Genomic DNA, 17,811 nt, shown 5'->3' with positions numbered 1-17,811 from the left:
CCCGCCGGTTGCCTCAAGCGAGCTTGCCGACGGCGCCTTCGAGCAGGCCCCAGGCCTCGGCGCCGAAGCGCTCCTGCCACTCCTTGTAGAAGCCGGCCTCGCGGAGCTTGGCGCGGAACGAGTCAGGGTTCGTCTTGTTGAAGGCGAGACCCTTGGACTGGAGGTCGGCCTGGACGGTTTCGTTCAGGGCCTTGATGTCGCCGCGCTGCTTGACGCCGGCATCGTTGATCGCGTCGCCGACGATCTTCTGGATGTCGGCGGGAAGGCCACGCCAGGCGCGGCCATTGGCGATGAACCAGAAGCCGTCCCAGATGTGGTTCGAGATGGCGCAGTTCTTCTGCACCTCGAACAGCTTGGCGACCTGGATAATGGGCAGCGGATTCTCCTGCGCGTCGACCACCTTGGTCTGCAGGGCGGAATAGACCTCGGAGAACTGGAGGCTCGCCGGGGCGGCGTCGAGCGCCTTGAACATCGAAATCGAAAGCGGCGAGACCGGCACGCGGATCTTGAGGCCAGACATGTCCTTGGCCTGCTCGATCGGCTTGCCCGAGGTCGTCATCTGGCGGAAGCCGTTGTCCCACATCTTCTCGAAGGCGAAGAGGTTCACCTTGGAGATCGCCTCGCGGACATGGGCGCCGAGCTTGCCGTCCATCGCTTTCCAGACCTGGTCGTAATCGGCGAAGGCGAAGCCGACCGCATTGATGGCGGCCACCGGCACCAGCGTCGCGATGACCAGCGCCGAGGGCGTGAAGAAGGTGATGCCGCCATTGCGGACCTGGCTCAGCATGTCGGTGTCGCCGCCGAGCTGGTTGTTCGGGAAGATCTTGATCTCGACCCGGCCGTTGGTTTCCTTGGCGACGCGCTCGGCCGCCTCGTGAGCCCGGATGTTGAGGGGATGGCTGAGCGGCAGGTTGTTGCCGTATTTCAGCTCGATCTCGGCCGCGCGGGCGATGTGCGGCATGCCGATCAGCGGGATCGCGGACGATGCGGCAAGCGTGCGCAGGACCTTGCGGCGCGTCAATTCAGTCATCTCTACCTCCCTGGATCGCTCAGCGATCTGATTGTTTGCGGTGTTCTTCCCCAAACGATAGGAAGTCGGCATGATGGGCGTCAAACTCAATTTCTGATGGTTTTTGATGGTTTTTGAATGATGCTGGATGAATCGGAAAACCTGCCGAGGCGTCGCCGCTTGACGCGGATCGATGACGTCGCCGAGCGTGCCGGAGTCTCGACCGCGACGGTCGACCGGGTGCTGAACGGTCGGTCTGGCGTGCGTGCGGTCACGGTCCAGCGAGTGCTAAAGGCGGCCAGCGAGATCGGCTATGTCATCGACGGCACGCAGCCGGCAAGCGCGCTGAAGCCGATGCGGCTCGCTTTCCTGCTGCCGGCGGGCAGCAACCGCTTCCTGGCGATGCTGGGCCGGCTGATCGCCGGTTCGCAGGAGCAGCTCGCCTCGTTCAACATGCGGGCGCGGGTCGACTACATCGAGAGCTTCAAGCCGGAGCTTCTGGCGCAACAGCTGAAGAAGGTCGGCCGTGACGTCGACGGCGTCGCCTTCATGGCGCTCGAGCATCCGACGGTGCGGGAGGCGGTCGATTGGCTGGCCGAGCGCGGTGTGCCGACCGTGACGCTGATCTCCGACATCGCGAATACGAAGCGCGTCGCCTATGTCGGACTCGACAACCGTTCGGCCGGGCGCACGGCCGGCTATCTGTTGGCGCGGTTCATAGGCCAGAGGCCGGCCAAGGTCGCGATGATCGCCGGCAGCCTGAGCTATCGCGCCCATGAGGAACGCGAGATGGGCTTCCTGCACCTGTTCGAGGATCTGTTTCCGGCGATCCAGGTTGTCGGATTGCGAGAAGGCCATGACGAGGAGGCCAGGAACTACCGCCAGACCAAGACGCTTCTGGCCCAACACCCGGACCTCGCGGGCATCTACAACATCGGCGGCGGCCCCGAGGGCATCGCGCGGGCGCTCAAGGAGGCGGGGCGGCAGCATGAGGTCGTCGTCGTCGGCCATGGCCTGACACCGGATACGCGCAGCCTGCTGATCGAGGGCGCGATGGATGCGGTCATCACCCAGAACCCGCAGGCCGCGATGATGGACTGCGTCTCGATCTTCGCCAATCTGCGCGCCGGCCGGCCGGCGTCTCAAGGGGTGGAGCGGCCGCGGACCGAGATCGTGCTGCGCGAGAACCTGCCCTGATCCCACGGCGGCCCCTTGCGACGGTTTAATGATTGGCGCGACGACGCCGGGCGCTTTATGAGGACCGGAGCGCTCAGACCACCTCGCGAGGATCGGCTTGCCGATGCGGCCGGTCAAATCTGCCGATAGGGCGACCTTGGAGAGTATCCGATGAAGATTGTCATGGTCGGTTCAGGTTATGTCGGGCTGGTTTCCGGCGCCTGCTTCGCGGATTTCGGGCATGATGTCGTTTGCGTCGACAAGCAGGAAAGCAAGATCGCCGCGCTGAAGAAGGGCGAGATCCCGATCTTCGAGCCCGGCCTGTCGGACCTCGTGCGGAGCAATGCCGAGGCGGGACGGCTCGCTTTTACGACCGACCTGGCCGGGCCTGTGGCCAAGGCCGATGCGGTGTTCATCGCGGTCGGTACGCCGTCGCGTCGCGGCGACGGGTTCGCCGATCTGTCCTATGTTTACGCCGCTGCGCGCGAGATTGCGCAGGCGCTCGATGGCTACACCGTCATCGTCACCAAATCGACCGTGCCGGTCGGCACCGGTGACGAGGTCGAGCGCATCGTGCGTGAGCTGCGCCCCGATGCGCAGTTCGCCGTGGTGTCGAATCCGGAGTTCCTCCGCGAGGGCGCGGCGATCGAGGACTTCAAGCGCCCGGACAGGATCGTGATCGGCACCGAGGATGTGCGGGCGCAGGCGGTGATGGCCGATGTCTATCGGCCGCTCTATCTGAACAGCGCGCCGATCCTGAACACGACCCGGCGGACGGCCGAGCTCACCAAATATGCCGCGAATGCCTTCCTGGCGACGAAGATCACCTTCATCAACGAGATGGCGGATCTGTGCGAACAGGTCGGCGCCAACGTCCAGGATGTCGCGCGCGGCATGGGTCTGGACAACCGCATCGGCGGCAAATTCCTACATGCGGGGCCGGGTTACGGCGGTTCCTGCTTCCCGAAGGATACGCTGGCGCTGATCAAGACGGCGCAGGATCATGGCACGCCGTCGCGCATCGTCGAGATGGTCGTGTCGGTGAACGACCAGCGCAAGCGTGCCATGGCGCGAAAGGTCGTGGCCGCCTGCGGCGGCTCGGTCCGTGGCAAGACGATCGCGGTGCTGGGACTGACCTTCAAGCCGAACACGGACGATATGCGCGATGCGCCGTCGCTCGCGATCGTGACGGCACTTCAGGATGGCGGGGCCACGATCCGGGCCTTTGATCCCGAGGGCATGGAACAAGCCAAGGCGGTGCTGCCCCCCGAGGTGACCTATTGCTCGGACACCTATGAATGCGTGACGGGAGCCGATGCAGCGGTCATCGTGACCGAGTGGAACATCTTCCGCGCGCTCGATCTGGACCGCGTGAAGGCTGCGATGGCGGAGCCGGTTCTGGTGGATCTGCGCAACGTCTACCGAGCCGAGCAGGTTCGCGCCAAGGGCTTCACCTATTTCGACATTGGCCGCGGGGTCGCGAAGGCCGAACCCAAGTCGAAGGCGGACGCCGCCTGAGCCTGGGCGCTTCCGTTGTCGCGCCCCGCAGCGACGGAGCGAGCCGCGTCTTTGCGCCGACGCGGCACGGCTTTGGCTCGCGGTGGGTCCTGTGAGGCTCAGCGCGCGTTCAAGAGTGCCTTCTTGCTGAGGACGGTCCGCAGCAGGATCGCGATGTCGAACCAGAACGACCAGTTGTCGATGTACCAGTGGTCGAAGGCTACGCGCTTCGCCATCTTCTCGTTGGTGTCGGTTTCGCCGCGCAGGCCGTTGACCTGCGCCCAGCCGGTGATCCCGGGCCGAACGTTGTGGCGCCGCGCATAGAGCGCGATCTTGCGCTCGAATTCGCGATCGTGGGCGAGCGCGTGGGGGCGAGGCCCGACCAGTGACATCTGCCCGGCGATGACATTGAGCAATTGCGGCAACTCGTCGAGATTGTAACGCCTCAGAATGCGCCCGATGCGGGTGATGCGCGGGTCGTGACGCGTCGCCTGGACGATGACGTTGCCGTCATCCGTGGTCGTCATGGTCCGGAACTTGAAGATGCGGAACGCCTGCTGGTTGAAACCGTAGCGGCGCTGCCGAAACAGCACCGGGCCGGGCGAGTCGAGCCGGATGAGGGCCGCGATGGCCAACAGGAGCGGTGCCGACAGGATGAGGATCAGCGAGGCCGCGAGGACGTCGAAGCTGCGCTTCAGCGCGATCTCGCCGAGGCTCAGCGGCGATCGCGTCAGGCGCAGGCTCGAGAGGCTGCCTGTGCGGACGATATGGGGCGTCGCGAAGCGATCCATGATCTTCTCGGGTGTCAGGTGGATCGCGACAGGCAGGTTCATGAAGGCATCGACGCAGGCGTCGATCGTCTCCTGGTCCGACCAGGGCAGGGCGATGAAGACGGCATCCGGCTGCTTCGCCCGGCAGGTCGCGACGGCGCTGGCGAGATCGGCGGCGAGGGCCGCGGCCGGATCGTTGATGCGGCGCGCGTCGTTGCTGCGCAGGAAGGCGACATCGACGATGGCGAAGCCGACATTCCAGGGCTGGTGGCGCGAGACGAACGACATCACATCCGGCTCGCGGCCGATCAGGAAGACACGCTCGCTGGTGATGCGCCCGGTCTTGCTGGCGATGGAGATGGTGCGGACCATGGCCGAACGCGTCAGGGCGATGACCGGAATGCCGGCGAGATAACTCGCGATGATCACGGCGCGGGAGTAGTGGTCGACGATCTTGGCCAGGAAGAGGATGGCGACGAAGGCGATCAGCGTCACATTCCAGACCGAGAAGGCCGAGGCGATCTGGCCCTTCGTCGAGAGATAGTTCGCGAGCTGGTAGCGGCCACGCATGGCGTTGATGAACACGAAGATGGAGGCCAGCATCAACGCCAGCTCGATCGTGATCTGGTCATCGGGAACGCCGCCGTAGGCCGACAGGTGGTAGGCGAACGAGACCAGCCCGACCGTCACCGTCACGACCAGCCCGTCCGTCGCCGCGGTGACCAGCCACAGCCAATGCCGCCACGCATTGGCACGGCCCTCGGCTCCCGCGACCGCTGCGAAGTTCAGTTCGTTGACGCTCATTTCGGCTCGATCGCTCCCGAAACGCGCAGTTTTGGCCCGCGCAGTCTTGGGCGCCTCACTCCGGAACAACGGGCCGATGCAGGACGCCTTCGGGAGGTCGATCGCAAGCGTGGTGCCGCCGCGACATGCTCCAAATCGGCAAATTCCTGGCGAAACCGCCGTCATGCGCGGCGGATCAGGGTGGATATGTCGGGCTGTGGGAACGTCGCTCCGGGCCGGCGTTCCATTCTGGAACAGGCCGGCCCGGCCTGACCGATTAGCCCAGACGGCGCTTGCGGCCCGACTTTGCAGGCTTTTTTTCGTGCCGCGCCTTTGCCGAGAGGCGGGTTCCGGGCTCGGAGGCCTTCGCTTCAGCGAGCCCGGAGCAGACTGCGTGCGAATCTGTCGGCGAGGATGCCGAGGGCGACGCCGGCCACGGCGCCAAAGATCTTGATGACGGCATCATGAGGCCTGCCGTGACGCGTCGGCTCCAGACTCTGGGCAGCCTCGAGGCCGATCACGAGGCCGATCGTCAGTACAAGGATGAGGCCGAACCGTTTCGGATAGGCCAGGGACAAGGTGCCGGACAGGAGAAGGAAAGCGAGGAAGCGTTCGACGTCGGGGCCGGTCGCCGAAACATGCGGTCGGCTTCCGATCGGCGCCAACGTGGCGAAGGCAATGGCAAGCACCGCACTCCAGCCGAGGACGGCGGCGATCCTCCGGAGGGTCGTTTCCAGGGGATTCACGCGCGGTGTCTCGCTTCGTCGGCCCGCCCGGCACGCGAGAGGCCGGGCAGAGGCCCCGGAGCCTGCACGGCCAGGAATCGGATCTGCTGTGGGGGCGCTCTCATGCCGCGGCGATCATGGCCATATGGTCGCCCTTCACCAGCCTGACACCGTCCGGGACGATCAGGATGACGCGGTCACGGGCCAGCCGCGTCAGCGTCCGGCTGACCGTTTCGATGGTCAGACCGAGGAAGTCGGCGATGTCCTGCCGGCCCATCGGCAGCGGCACGGTCACCGAGGCCAAGCCGATCCTGGCCCAGCGGCGCTGCATCGCGAGGAGAAAGCAGACGACTTTCTCCTCGGCGCTGCGGCGGCCGAGCAGCATCATCTGCTCCTGCGCCAGCGCGAGTTCCTGGTTCGCCGTGTCGTGCAGCCGTCGCAGCAGGAACGGCTTCGAATTGGCGAGAGCGGAATAGGTCATGCGCGAGAAGGCGCAGGCCGTGACCGAATCGAGCGCATCGGCGGAGATGCTGGCCGTCTCCCGCATCGACAGGCCGATGAAGTCGCCCGGTAGGGCGAAGCCGACGATCTGCCGGCGCCCGTCCGGCAGCAGGATGTAGAGTCGCACCGTGCCCGAGGTGATGTTGTAGACCGTCGGCGCGGATTGCCCCTGCACCAGCAGCGGCTCTTTCGGGTCAAAGCGGACCGGGCTCGCCAGGCCGTGCAGCAACTCCAGTTCTTCGGCCGAAAGGGCAGCGCAAACGCTGAAGGATCGGGTTCCGCAGGCCAGGCAGCCCTGCCCGACCAGGGCGTCGTCATGGCCTCGTGTCAGATTGCGATCCACGCGTCGTCCTCGCGGGCTGCCGCGATGACCGGTCGCGGAGATGACCCCATTGGTTGCATAGCCGGTTACAGGGGGTTGGTCACCTCTCCTATTGCGGTGCGGCATCGATCGATCGGCCATTCCCTGTTGGCGCCCCCGGCAGGACCGCGCTACCTCTGATGGACCGAGAACTCTGGGGAATCATCCATGACGATCAGCGCTGTCACACCCCGGAGCAGGCGCATCGCTCGCGGCGGAAAGGCGATCTATGGCGCACCGCTGGGCATCCTGATGCTGGAGGCACGGTTCCCGCGCATCCTCGGCGACATGGGCAATGGCGCGACCTGGCCGTTCCCGGTGCTGTACCGGGTCGTCGGCGGCGCCAGCCCCGACAAGGTCGTCCTCAAGGGGGCTGCCGGGCTGCTGCCGGACTTCATCGCGGCGGCGCAGGATCTCGTCCGCCTCGGCGCGGAGGCCATCACCACGAATTGCGGCTTCCTCTCGCTGTTCCAGCGCGAGCTTGCAGCTGCGGTTGGCGTGCCGGTCGCGACGTCTTCGCTGATGCAGGTGCCGTGGGTGCAGGCGACGCTGCCGCCGGGCAAGCGCGTCGGGCTTGTCACGGTCTCGGCCGGGACGCTGACGCCCGCGCATCTCGAGGGCGCGGGCGTACCGCTCGACACGCCGGTGACCGGCACCGAGAACGGCGCCGAGTTCTTCCGCGTGCTGATCAAGGCGGAAAAGGACGACATGGATGTCGACCTGGCCGAGCGCGATGTCGTCGATGCGGCGCTCGACCTCGTCGCGCGCAACCCGGATGTCGGGGCGATCGTTCTGGAATGCACGAACATGCCGCCCTATGCGGCGGCCGTGCAGGCGGCTACGGGGCTGCCGGTCTACGACATCTATTCGATGATCACCTGGTTTCACGCGGGCCTGCGGCCTCGCGTCTTCGGCTAGGATCGAAGCTCGGTCGGGCTCGGGTGAAGCCGAGGCGCTTCAGTCCCGATAGATGCTCTTCACATGCTGGCTGATGGCGGCGATGTCTGGCAGCGCCCCGCCATTGCGCTCGCGCAGATGGCCCTCGTGCCAATACCAGTCGTCGAAGCCGACATTCAGCCTGTCGTAGCCGGCCTCCGAGAGCAGGACGCGCATCGTTTCGCGGCGGGGCTCGGTGAAATTGTGCTCGATGGTGAAGAGCGCGATCTTGTGCCGGGCGAGGTCGATCGTCCTGAGGATGTCGAGTTCGGAGCCCTCTGTGTCGAGCGAGACATAGTCGAAGCCGCTGCCGGGGCGGCCGTCGGCGGCATCCATCCCGTCGAAGGTGACGGTTTCGACGGTAATCAGGCCATTCTCACTGATCGCCCGGCGGCGGTGCTCGGCATGGCCGTCGGCTTCGGCATATTCGGCGAGGGTGCCGATCTCCTGCGATGCGACGAAGGAGAGGAATTGCCCGCCCTCGCGATGCACGGCGCGCTCCAGGCAGGCCGCGCGGCGGTTGGCCGCCAGCTTCTCGAACAGGATCGGGTTCGGCTCGACCAGCACGCCGCTCCAGCCGTGATCAGTTTCAAGGAAATAGGTGTTGCTGTGGAGCACGCCGTCGAAGGCGCCGATCTCCGCGAAGCGACCGCTGCGCCGGCCCAGGCACATGGCCAGCACCCAGCGCTCCTGCTCGATCTGGGAATTGGTCGGCGCGTCGAAGGCGGCCTGCCATGAGAGCCGGGGCGAGGGAGTGGCTGGCGGCACGATGTGCGTCTCGCTGGTGCGGGACCACAGCGTAGGTCAAACGAGGCTCCGGCGGAACCAGCGCGTCATCCCGGATCGGCGCCGCTGGCGGCTTGTCCGGGATGACGGCGCGGATCGCACGCCCCGCGGAGGCAAGTGAGCAACCTCAATGAATCTCTGGCTCGGGGATCTTCGCCGTGCCTTCGAGATAGTCGAAGTCGCAGCCCTTGTCGGCCTGGCGGATATGGGCGGCGGACATCTTGCCCCAGCCACGCGGATAGTCGCGGTTCGGCGGTGTCCAGCTCTTCAGGCGCTCTGCGATCTCGGCCTCGGTGAGGCCGACCGAGATGCTGCGCGCCTCGACGTCGACCGTAATGACGTCGCCGGTCTTCACCGCCGCCAGCGGGCCCTTGATATAGGCCTCGGGCGCGACATGGAGCACGCAGGCGCCGTAGCTGGTGCCGGACATGCGCGCGTCCGAAATCCGCAGCATGTCGCGCACGCCCTGCTTCAGCAGTTTCTTGGGGATCGGCATCATGCCCCATTCGGGCATGCCGGGGCCGCCGACCGGGCCGCAGTTCTTCAGCACCATGACGTGGTCGGAGGTGACGTCGAGGGTCTCGTCGTTCACCGCCTTCATCATCGCATCGTAATCTTCGAAGACCAGCGCCGGGCCGGAGTGCTTGAGCAGGCGTGGCTCGGCGGCCGACGGCTTGATCACGCAGCCATCGGGCGCGATGTTGCCCTTGAGGACGGCCAGCCCGTTGGCGGTGGTCACGGCGTTGTCGAGCGGGCGGATGACGTCGTCGTTATAGACCTGCGCGAGCGCGATCGTCTCGGCGAGCGGCTTGCCGGTCACGGTCATCGCGTCGGTGTGGAGCTTGCTCTCGAGCTGCTTCAGCAGCGCCGGAAGCCCGCCGGCATAGAAGAAGTCCTCCATCAGGAAATCGCCTGAGGGACGCAGGTTCGCGATCACCGGCACCTTGCGCGAGAAGGCGTCGAAATCGTCCGGCGTCAGCGAGACGCCGGCGCGGCCGGCCATGGCGATCAGGTGGATGATGGCGTTGGTCGAGCCGGCAACCGCCATGTGCACGGTCAGCGCGTTCTCGAAGCTCTTGCGGGTGAGAATGCGATCGGGCGTGAGGTCTTCCCAAACCATCTCGACGATGCGCTTGCCGCTCGCTGCGGCCATGCGCGGATGGGCTGCGTCCGCGGCCGGAATGGCGGAGGCGCCGGGCAGGGTCAGGCCCAGCACCTCGGCATGGCTCATCATCGTCGCCGCCGTTCCCATCACCATGCAGGTGCCATGCGAACGGGCGATGCCGCTCTCCATGTCCTTCCACTGGTCATCCGTGATGTTGCCGGCTTCCTTCTCGGCCCAGTACTTCCAGACGTCGGCGCCGGAGCCCAGGACCTTGCCTGCCCAGTTGCCGCGCAGCATCGGCCCGGCCGGCACGTAGATGAAAGGCAGGCCGGCGCTGCAGGCTCCCATGATGAGCGCGGGTGTGGACTTGTCGCAGCCGCCGAGCAGCACAGCGCCGTCGAGCGGATGCGACCGGATCGATTCCTCCGTCTCCATCGCCAGGAAGTTGCGGTAGAGCATCGTCGTCGGCTTCTGGTACTGCTCCGACGCGGACATTACCGGGATCTCGACCGGGAAGCCGCCAGCCGCCCAGACGGCCCGCTTCACCGCATCGGCACGGTCGCGCAAATGGGTGTGGCAGGGGTTGATCTCGGACCAGGTGTTGATGACGCCGATCACCGGCTTGCCCATGAACTCGTCATGGGCAAAGCCCATCTGCAGCGCTCGCGACCGATGCCCGAAGGAGCGCAGGTCGCTGGCGCCGAACCAGCGCTTCGAGCGCAGCGTGTCGGGCGTCTTGCGGGGATGGGACGACATAGGCGTTTCCTCGAATTCTTGTCGTTCTAACCGGCGCTGGGGTCATGGCCGGGCTCCGCCCGGCCATTTCGGGAACCAGCACCCTTCGGTCGTGGGGTTCTCGGGCCTTCCGTCTGGCCTCACCCGAGAATGACGTGTCCTACTCTGCTGCCGCTTTCGCCGCGCCCCAGCCCGATACGATGGCACGCAGTTCGGCGCGTTCGGCCTCGTTGAGCTCCGGCAGGCCGGGCAGGCGCACCGGGCCGACATGCGTGCCGAGCAGGCCGAGCGCTTCCTTGACCACGGTGACATTGGCGCCGTTGCCGTATTTCGTGCGCAGCGTCTCGAAGCCGGCGATTGCGTCGACCTCGACGCGGGCTGCGGCGTAGTCGCCCTTTTCGAGGGCGTTCCAGACGGCGAGCGAGCGCTCCGGCGCGACATTGATCAGCCCGGAGGTGAAGCCGCGCGCGCCCAGCGCGTAGAAGGGCGCAGCCCAGCCTTCAGCCAATCCGCAGATCCAGTTGGCGGACGTCCCTTGCGTCGCGCGGACGCACTCGGCCAGCAGCATCATATTGCTCGAGGCGAATTTGACGCCCGCGACATTCGGGTGCGTGGCGACGCGGACGAGATCCTTCACGCCGATGGCGTCGGAGCGGATATAGGCGACGAGTGGGATCGTCAGTGCCTCGGCGATGGCGATGATGTAATCGGCCTGGGATTGCGGCGCGGCGAAGGGGTCGAGCGGGTGATGCACCATCACCGCATCGCAGCCGGCCTTGGCCGCGAGCTTGCCGGTCGAGACGGCTTCCCGCAGCGAGCGGCCGATGCCGGCCGTGACCAGCGCCTTGCCGGCGGCGGCTTCGGCCGCAACCGCGTGGCTGCGCACGACCTCGTCCGTCGTCATCGGGTAGAACTCGCCGGTGTTTCCGGCGGAGACGATGTTGTGAATGCCGGCCTGCGCGATGCGGGCGACAATCTTGCCGGTCACAGCCCAATCGGCCTCGCCATCGGCTTTCCAGGCGGTGACATGCACGCCGGAAATGCCGCGCAAAGCGCCACGGATCTTGTCATTCGTCATAGTCCAACCCTTCCGCATCGGCGCCGAACACCTGCCGCACATGGGCTTTCGCCGAGCGGACGATGTGGCGGCGCATCCGTTGTTCCGCGAGCGCGGGTTCCCGCGCCTTGAGCGCCTCGAAAATCGCGCGATGTTCCTCGAAGCCCTGGCCGCGCTCGGCCGGCTCGGAGAGCAGGGCGAGCCGCTGGGCGTGGTCATACATGCGCTGGCCGTCGAGCCGACGCTCGAGATAGCTGCAGCCGGAGATCCGGTGGATCGCGCCGTGGTAGGTCTCGTTGAGCGAGACCAGCTCCTCGAGCTCGCCATGGCTGGTGGCGCGGTCCATGGCTTCGATCATCCTGCCGAGCTCGGCGAGATCGGTCTCGGTCAATCGGTTAGCGGCGATGTGGGCCATCACGCTTTCCAGAGCGGCCCGGCCGAGCGCCATCTCAAGCGCCTGGCGGGCCGAGAATTCGACGAAAACGCCGCGGCGCGCCTCGGTGCGGACGAGGCCCTCGCTCTCCAGCATCCGGATGGCGTCCTTCACCGGCGTGGTGCTGACGCCGAGCATCTCCGCCAAGGTGCGCTCGTTCAGGCGCTCGCCGCTGCGGAACCGGCCGGCGACGATCGCCTGGCGCAGACGCTCGTGCACGTGCTCGCGCAGCGAGCGCAGCAATTGCGGGGCAACGGGTTCGATGGCGAGCTGCTGCACAGACATCGGCTTTCAAAACGACGAGCGAGGCCCGCATCCGGCGTGCCTCTCGGGCGGTCATCTAACCGCTTCAGGCTGACCTTGACCACAAACGCGACGCGTCGGCAAGGCTGAAATTTCAGATTTCAAATCTGGAATCATGTGCTATTCGATCGGCCAAGCGCTGCGTGACGGCGCATGCAAACCGGCGCCATCCGGCGCGGATTCCTTGGGAGGAGAAACAATGCTGAATCGCAGAACAATGCTGGCCGCAGCCGCGTCGTTGACGGTGCTGGCCGCTCCGGCGCTGGCGCAGTCCGATTATCCGGGCAGCAAGGTGGTCACGATCGTCGTGCCGTTCGCAGCCGGTGGCACCACCGACCTGCTCGGCCGCATCCTGGCCGATCGGTTGAGTGCGCGGCTCGGCGGCAAGTTCATCGTCGAGAACCGGGTCGGTGCCGGCGGTAACACCGGTGCGGCATCGGTCGCGCGCGCAGCGCCGGACGGCTATACCCTGACGATGGGGACCGTCTCGTCCCATGCGATCAACCCCGGCGTCTACGCCAAGATGCCCTATGACCACATCAAGGACTTCGCGCCGATCTCGCAGGTCGCCAGCGTCCCGAACATCCTGATGGTCAATCTCGACCTGCCGGCCAAGACGGTGCCGGAACTGATCGAACTCCTGAAGAAGAACCCCGGCAAGTATTCCTTCGGCTCGTCCGGAGCCGGCACCTCGACGCATATGGCGGCCGAGCTGTTCAAGGTCGATACCGGCACCGACATGGTGCATGTGCCCTACCGCTCGAGCGGACAGGTGACGCAGGACCTGCTCTCGGGGCAGATCCAGATCACCTTCGACAACATCACCATCGCCTGGCCGCATGTCGAAGCCGGCAAGATCCGGGCGCTTGCGACCGCGACGCCGCAGCGCCTGGCGGTCGCCAAGGATCTGCCGGCGCTGGCCGAGTTCATCCCGGGCTATGCGGCCGCCTCCTGGCACGGCTTCTTCGCGCCGGCCGGCGTGCCGAAGGACATCGTCGCCAAGCTCTCGGCCGAGACGCAGGCGATCATGCGCGAGCCGGCGGTCATCGAGCAGCTGAAGAAGCTGGGCGTCGATCCTGTCGGCTCGAACCAGGCCGAATTCACTGCCTACATTGCCGCCGAGACCAAGCGCTGGGCCGAGGTGGCGCAGAAGGCGAATGTCCGCATCGAGTGATCGACGTCGACACCGTCATGGTCGGGCCCGACCCGGCCATGACGGAAACCGGAGATCTCTGGTCACGAGATTCTCGGACCTGGCCCGAGAGTGACGCCTATCCCATGCTCGCCGCGTAACGACGATCGGACGCTCCCACCATGACATCGACTGCCCTCACCGACGAAAACCGCAAGAAACTCAAGCGCGTCTCGACCGCCACGCTGACGACGGCCCTGTTCAAGCGCGGCTTCCGGAACCAGTTCATCCAGGACGTGCGGCCGCTCGGCCAGAAATCCGAGAGCATGGTCGGCGAGGCCTTCACGCTGCGCTACATTCCCGCTCGCGAAGATCTGGATCATCTCGGCACGTTCGAAGGCACGCAGCATCCGCAGCGGCGCGCGGTCGAGGACTGCCCGCCCGGCCATGTCATGGTGATCGACAGCCGCAAGGATCCGCGCGCGGCCTCGGCGGGCGGCATTCTCGTCTCGCGTCTGATGCAGCGCGGCGTCGCCGGTATCGTCACCGACGGCGGATTCCGCGACAGTCCTGAAATCGCGGGCATGGCGATGCCGGCCTATCACAACCGGCCGAGCGCCCCGACCAACCTGATCCGGCATCACGCGCTCGACATCAACGCGCCGATCGCCTGCGGCGATGTCGCGGTCTATCCGGGCGACATCATCGTCGGCGACGGCGAGGGCGTCTGCGTCATCCCCGCTCACATCGCCAACGAGATCGCGCCCGAAGTCTATGAGCAGACGGCCTATGAGGATTTCGTCGCCGAGCGCGTGCGTGGCGGACAGGGCATCTTCGGTCTCTATCCGGCCAATGCGGAGACCAAGGCCGAGTTCGCGAAATGGCGGCCCAGTTGGTCGTAAGCGCTACTCTGGCGACGGCCTGACGCAGCCTTCCGCGTTTCCCGGAACGCGCCTTAGATCCGGTAGAACTCCCGATACCAGGCGACGAAGCGGGCGATGCCGTCCTCGATCGGGGTATCCGGTCTGAAATCGACGCGGGCCATCAGGTCAGCGACGTCGGCATAGGTCGCGCGCACGTCGCCGGGCTGCATCGGCAGGTGGCGCTTGATCGCGGCCTTGCCGCAGGCAGCCTCGATCACCGCGATGAAGCGGTCGAGCCGCACCGGCGTGTGGTTGCCGATATTGTAAATGCGCCAGGGGGCGGCGGCCGTCGCAGGGTCGGCCGCTTGCCCGGAGTTTGCGGCGGCGGACTCCGGCGGCAGGGCAGCCAGCCTGACGATCGCCTCGCTGATGTCGTCGACATAGGTGAAGTCGCGACTCATCTCGCCTTCGGCATAGACGTCGATCGGCTTGCCTTCGAGGATCGCCTTGGTGAACTTGAAATAGGCCATGTCCGGCCGGCCCCAGGGGCCGTAGACGGTGAAGAAGCGCAGGCCGGTCGCCGGAATGCCGTAGAGCTGGGAATAGCTGTGCGCCATCAGCTCGTTGGCGCGCTTGGTCGCGGCATAGAGCGAGACCGGGTGGTCGGCGCCGTCATGCTCGCTGAACGGCACCTTGGCATTGGCGCCATAGACCGAGCTCGACGAGGCATAGACGAGGTGCGCGACCGGGCTATGCCGGCAGGCTTCCAGCACCGATAGGAAGCCGTCGAGATTGGAATGGGCATAGGCGCGCGGATTGTCGAGCGAGTAGCGCACGCCGGCCTGTGCCGCGAGATGGATGACGACCTCTGGCCTGAAGGCGGCGAAGGCGGCCTGAAGCGCGTCGTAGTCGGCGATGTCGATCGGCTCAAAACTGAAGCCATTGCGCGGCAGCAGCCGCTCGAGGCGGGCCTGTTTCAGCGCCGGATCGTAATAGGGGGTCAGGTTGTCGATGCCGAGAACCTGGCTGCCCTTGGCCAGCAGCGCTTCAGTTACATGAAAGCCGACAAAACCGGCGGCTCCCGTCAGAAGCACGCGTTGTGCTGAAACCATGGCGTCAGGCTCGCCGCCCCTCGGGGCGCGTGATGGCAGGAGAGCGTCGGAAACGATCCCCGGGAGGCCAAACCCAATGTTTCAGATCGCCGCGCCTGTCAATGAAGCGGAACGGGAGCGGGCCGCGCTGGCCGCGGCGCGACATCGGCTGGCGTCTCGCCGGCGGCGGTGTCGAGCCCGAGATCGTCATCCTGCAGCACGCGCCAGCCCGAGCCTTCGAGGTCGGCATACTGGCCGTTGCGCATGCACCAGAAGAAAGCCCCAAGTCCTGCCAGCCCCAGTCCCAGCGCCAGCGGAAACAGGATCACGAGAATGTTCATGACGCAGCCTTCTGCAGAGTTTCCGGCGCCCTTCTCGCCGCGCGCAGGGCGTTGACGGTCACGACCAGCGAAGAGCCCGACATGGCGGCGGCGGCGACGAGGGGAGTTGCCAGCCCAGCGATCGCGATCGGGACCGCAACCGCATTGTAGAGGACCGCGAACCAGAGATTTTGCATCATCAGGCCACGCGCCTTGCGAGCGATGCCGATGCTGGCCGCGATGGGCATCAGGCTGTCGCCAAGGAAGACGATGTCGGCGGCGGCTTGGGCGAGATGCGTGGCGCTGATCGGCGAGACCGAGACATGCGCTTTTGCCAGCGCCGGGGCATCGTTCAGACCGTCCCCGACCATCAGCACCTTGCGGCCGCTGGCCGCGAGGCCGTCGAGCACGTGCAGCTTCTCGTCGGGGCGAAGACCCGCTTTCCAACTGTCGATGCCAAGATCGCCGGCGACGGTCGCGACGGTGGTCTCGCGGTCGCCGGAGAGGATCATCACTTCGAGCCCGAGACGGCGGAGCGCATCGACACAGGCTCCCGTGTCCGGACGCAAGCGCTGGCCGACGGCGAAGACGACCCGGGCTTCGCGATGCCGCCAGGCGATCAGCGAGGCGGGGGGGAATGCGGCCCCGACCTGCTCTGCGAGGTCCTCGGCGCCGCAGAAGGCAGCGCTGCCGAGGCGCATCTCGTCGCCATCGACAATGGCGGAGAGGCCGAGGCCGTGATGCTCTTGCGTATCGGCCAAGGGCGTCGGGCTGCCCGCCGCGCGGCTGATCGCCTGGGCGAGGGGGTGGCGGCTTGCCGCCGCCAGACCGGCTGCCGCCCGCATGGCGCCGGCATCGATCAGGCCGGCATTCAGCAGGTCCGGCTCGGGCAGGGTCAGCGTGCCGGTCTTGTCGAAGACCACCACGTCGGCTTCGGCCAGTCGCTCAAGCGCATCGCCCTCCTTCAGCATGACCTGGCGGCGGAAGAGGGCGGAGGCGGCGACGACCTGGACAGCCGGAATGGCGAGTCCGAGCGCGCAGGGGCAGGTGATGATCAGCACGGTGATCGCGATGATCAGCGCCTGCTGCCAGGCCAGCCCAAAGGCGATCCAGCCGACGAGCGTGGCGAAGGCGATGGTGTGCACGACCGGAGCGTAGAGCCTGGCCGCCCGATCCGAGAGACGGACATAGCGCGAGCGACTCTCTACGGCCTGCGCCATCAGCTTGTCGATCTCGTCCAGCAGCGTGCCGGAACCTGCGGCCTCGACGCGGATGGTGAGCGCACCGGAAAGGTTCATCGTGCCGGCATGGACCTGCCCGCCAGCCGCGATCGCGGCGGGGTCCGTCTCGCCGGTGACGAGGCTGCGGTCGATCTCGGAGCGGCCAGTCTCGACGAGGCCGTCGACGCCGATGCGCTCGCCGGGCTGGACGAGCACGAGGTCGCCGGGGGCGACGGCCGCGATCGGAACGATGGTCGTCGTGCCGTCGTCCGCCAGCCGCGTAGCGGTCTCGGCTTTGAGAGCGGCCAGATTGCCGGCGAGGTCGCGCGTGCGGCGGCGCGTCAGCTGGTCGAGATAGCGGCCGATCAGCAGGAAGAAGAGCAGCATCATCACGCCGTCGAAATAGGCGTGGTGGGAGTGGTTGGCGGTCTCCACCACGGACATGCCGAGCGCCAGCACGACGCCGAGCGTGATCGGCACGTCCATGTTGACGGCTCCGGCCCGCAAGGCCCGAAGCGCGCTCTCGAAGAAGGGCCGCCCGGCATAGGCAGCCGTGGGCAGGGCGATCAGGGCGGAGAGCCAGTGGAAGAAGTCGCGCGTGACGGGGCTGATGTCGCTGCTGTTGCCGGACCAGACCGAGACCGAAAGCAGCATGATGTTCATCGAGGCGAAGCCCGCCACCGCGAGGTAGCGCAGGAGCCGCTTCTCCTCCTGCGTGACGCTGTCGCGCTCGGCCGAGGGCAGGAACGGATAGGCCTTGAAGCCGAGTGCGGCGAGGCGCTCGATCACGCCTTCCGGCCTGAGCGCACCTTCGCGCCATTCCACCGTGACACGCTTCAGTGCGAGGTTGACGCGCGCCTTCAGGATCGCGGCGTCGCGGCCGAGTCCGCTTTCGATTGCCTGCATGCAGCCGGCGCAGCGAATGCCCTCGACGGCCAGTTCCATCCCGGCCACCCCACCTTCACCATGACGGACGAAGACCGAGAGATCCTGCTGCGTGGCCATGGC

General features: G+C 66.5%; 16 protein-coding genes. 5 read left to right on the top strand and 11 right to left on the bottom strand.

Features of this window, described 5'->3' with window-relative positions; translation table 11 throughout:
* Positions 1 to 13 precede the first annotated feature (13 nt).
* Positions 14 to 1,030, bottom strand: coding sequence for a TRAP transporter substrate-binding protein (locus tag VGN82_RS00165; protein ID WP_327524949.1), 1,017 nt, complete (start codon positions 1,028 to 1,030; stop codon positions 14 to 16).
* Positions 1,031 to 1,189: 159 nt separating this feature from the next.
* Here VGN82_RS00165 and VGN82_RS00160 point away from each other — a divergent pair, with 159 nt between their 5' ends.
* Together VGN82_RS00160 and VGN82_RS00155 are read left to right on the top strand one after the other, a co-directional pair.
* On the top strand, positions 1,190 to 2,206 hold the full coding sequence (locus VGN82_RS00160) for a LacI family DNA-binding transcriptional regulator (RefSeq protein WP_327524948.1): 1,017 nt from the start codon (positions 1,190 to 1,192) through the stop codon (positions 2,204 to 2,206).
* Between the two features lie 150 nt (positions 2,207 to 2,356).
* Positions 2,357 to 3,703 (top strand): UDP-glucose dehydrogenase family protein, encoded by a 1,347-nt coding sequence (locus VGN82_RS00155; protein ID WP_327524947.1) that lies wholly within the window; start codon positions 2,357 to 2,359, stop codon positions 3,701 to 3,703.
* Between the two features lie 98 nt (positions 3,704 to 3,801).
* Here VGN82_RS00155 and VGN82_RS00150 read toward each other — a convergent pair whose 3' ends face one another.
* From VGN82_RS00150 to VGN82_RS00140, 3 genes are all read right to left on the bottom strand, one after another.
* Positions 3,802 to 5,256: an undecaprenyl-phosphate glucose phosphotransferase gene (locus VGN82_RS00150; RefSeq protein ID WP_327524946.1), complete on the bottom strand. Its 1,455-nt coding sequence runs from the start codon at positions 5,254 to 5,256 to the stop codon at positions 3,802 to 3,804.
* Between the two features lie 350 nt (positions 5,257 to 5,606).
* The gene (locus VGN82_RS00145; RefSeq protein ID WP_327524945.1) at positions 5,607 to 5,981 is read right to left on the bottom strand and encodes a VanZ family protein; all 375 of its coding nucleotides are present in this window, start codon (positions 5,979 to 5,981) and stop codon (positions 5,607 to 5,609) included.
* Positions 5,982 to 6,081: 100 nt separating this feature from the next.
* Entirely contained in the window at positions 6,082 to 6,804 is a 723-nt protein-coding gene (locus tag VGN82_RS00140) for a helix-turn-helix domain-containing protein (RefSeq protein ID WP_327524944.1), read from the bottom strand.
* Positions 6,805 to 6,990: 186 nt separating this feature from the next.
* Here VGN82_RS00140 and VGN82_RS00135 point away from each other — a divergent pair, with 186 nt between their 5' ends.
* Positions 6,991 to 7,740: an aspartate/glutamate racemase family protein gene (locus tag VGN82_RS00135; RefSeq protein WP_327524943.1), complete on the top strand. Its 750-nt coding sequence runs from the start codon at positions 6,991 to 6,993 to the stop codon at positions 7,738 to 7,740.
* Positions 7,741 to 7,779: 39 nt separating this feature from the next.
* Here VGN82_RS00135 and VGN82_RS00130 read toward each other — a convergent pair whose 3' ends face one another.
* The 4 genes from VGN82_RS00130 to VGN82_RS00115 all read right to left on the bottom strand — a co-directional run bounded on the left by VGN82_RS00130 (position 7,780) and on the right by VGN82_RS00115 (position 12,159).
* A complete protein-coding gene (locus VGN82_RS00130) occupies positions 7,780 to 8,526 on the bottom strand; it encodes an FkbM family methyltransferase (protein WP_327524942.1) in 747 nt (248 codons plus the stop codon).
* Between the two features lie 145 nt (positions 8,527 to 8,671).
* Positions 8,672 to 10,405: an L-arabinonate dehydratase gene (araD, locus tag VGN82_RS00125; RefSeq protein ID WP_327524941.1), complete on the bottom strand. Its 1,734-nt coding sequence runs from the start codon at positions 10,403 to 10,405 to the stop codon at positions 8,672 to 8,674.
* 139 nt (positions 10,406 to 10,544) lie between these two features.
* Positions 10,545 to 11,462: a dihydrodipicolinate synthase family protein gene (locus VGN82_RS00120; RefSeq protein ID WP_327524940.1), complete on the bottom strand. Its 918-nt coding sequence runs from the start codon at positions 11,460 to 11,462 to the stop codon at positions 10,545 to 10,547.
* Positions 11,452 to 12,159 carry a GntR family transcriptional regulator gene (locus tag VGN82_RS00115; protein WP_327524939.1) on the bottom strand — a complete coding sequence of 236 codons (708 nt, stop codon included), beginning with the start codon at positions 12,157 to 12,159 and terminating at the stop codon, positions 11,452 to 11,454. Before VGN82_RS00115 ends, VGN82_RS00120 begins: the two co-directional genes overlap by 11 nt.
* 217 nt (positions 12,160 to 12,376) lie before the next feature.
* On the opposite strand from VGN82_RS00115, the gene VGN82_RS00110 reads away from it, so the two are divergent.
* A complete protein-coding gene (locus VGN82_RS00110; RefSeq protein WP_327524938.1) occupies positions 12,377 to 13,351 on the top strand; it encodes a Bug family tripartite tricarboxylate transporter substrate binding protein in 975 nt (324 codons plus the stop codon).
* A gap of 140 nt (positions 13,352 to 13,491) precedes the next feature.
* Positions 13,492 to 14,211, top strand: coding sequence for a ribonuclease activity regulator RraA (locus tag VGN82_RS00105; protein WP_327524937.1), 720 nt, complete (start codon positions 13,492 to 13,494; stop codon positions 14,209 to 14,211).
* 53 nt (positions 14,212 to 14,264) lie between these two features.
* Here the strand turns inward: VGN82_RS00105 and VGN82_RS00100 are convergent, their stop codons facing one another.
* The 3 genes from VGN82_RS00100 to VGN82_RS00090 form a co-directional block, all read right to left on the bottom strand.
* Complete coding sequence (locus VGN82_RS00100; protein WP_327524936.1) at positions 14,265 to 15,284, bottom strand: NAD-dependent epimerase; 1,020 nt, start codon at positions 15,282 to 15,284, stop codon at positions 14,265 to 14,267.
* Between the two features lie 98 nt (positions 15,285 to 15,382).
* The gene (ccoS, locus tag VGN82_RS00095; RefSeq protein WP_327524935.1) at positions 15,383 to 15,604 is read right to left on the bottom strand and encodes a cbb3-type cytochrome oxidase assembly protein CcoS; all 222 of its coding nucleotides are present in this window, start codon (positions 15,602 to 15,604) and stop codon (positions 15,383 to 15,385) included.
* Positions 15,601 to 17,808, bottom strand: coding sequence for a heavy metal translocating P-type ATPase (locus tag VGN82_RS00090; protein WP_327524934.1), 2,208 nt, complete (start codon positions 17,806 to 17,808; stop codon positions 15,601 to 15,603). The genes ccoS and VGN82_RS00090 overlap by 4 nt, the downstream gene beginning before the upstream one ends.
* Between the last annotated feature and the right edge of the window lie 3 nt (positions 17,809 to 17,811).

This window comes from Allobosea sp. (genome assembly GCF_035999205.1).
In the GTDB taxonomy this organism is placed as follows: Bacteria; Pseudomonadota; Alphaproteobacteria; order Rhizobiales; family Beijerinckiaceae; genus Allobosea.
Note: the sequence above shows the minus strand (reverse complement) of the source record. Positions and strands in the feature narration are given on the sequence as shown.

Coding starts and splice junctions, on each gene's coding strand:
- VGN82_RS00115 (WP_327524939.1), bottom strand. CDS start 12,159: ATGTCTGTGCAGCAGCTCGCCATCGAACCCGTTGCCCCGCAATTGCTG.
- VGN82_RS00135 (WP_327524943.1), top strand. CDS start 6,991: ATGACGATCAGCGCTGTCACACCCCGGAGCAGGCGCATCGCTCGCGGC.
- VGN82_RS00165 (WP_327524949.1), bottom strand. CDS start 1,030: ATGACTGAATTGACGCGCCGCAAGGTCCTGCGCACGCTTGCCGCATCG.
- ccoS (WP_327524935.1), bottom strand. CDS start 15,604: ATGAACATTCTCGTGATCCTGTTTCCGCTGGCGCTGGGACTGGGGCTG.
- araD (WP_327524941.1), bottom strand. CDS start 10,405: ATGTCGTCCCATCCCCGCAAGACGCCCGACACGCTGCGCTCGAAGCGC.
- VGN82_RS00120 (WP_327524940.1), bottom strand. CDS start 11,462: ATGACGAATGACAAGATCCGTGGCGCTTTGCGCGGCATTTCCGGCGTG.
- VGN82_RS00110 (WP_327524938.1), top strand. CDS start 12,377: ATGCTGAATCGCAGAACAATGCTGGCCGCAGCCGCGTCGTTGACGGTG.
- VGN82_RS00090 (WP_327524934.1), bottom strand. CDS start 17,808: ATGGCCACGCAGCAGGATCTCTCGGTCTTCGTCCGTCATGGTGAAGGT.
- VGN82_RS00150 (WP_327524946.1), bottom strand. CDS start 5,256: ATGAGCGTCAACGAACTGAACTTCGCAGCGGTCGCGGGAGCCGAGGGC.
- VGN82_RS00100 (WP_327524936.1), bottom strand. CDS start 15,284: ATGGTTTCAGCACAACGCGTGCTTCTGACGGGAGCCGCCGGTTTTGTC.
- VGN82_RS00105 (WP_327524937.1), top strand. CDS start 13,492: ATGACATCGACTGCCCTCACCGACGAAAACCGCAAGAAACTCAAGCGC.
- VGN82_RS00155 (WP_327524947.1), top strand. CDS start 2,357: ATGAAGATTGTCATGGTCGGTTCAGGTTATGTCGGGCTGGTTTCCGGC.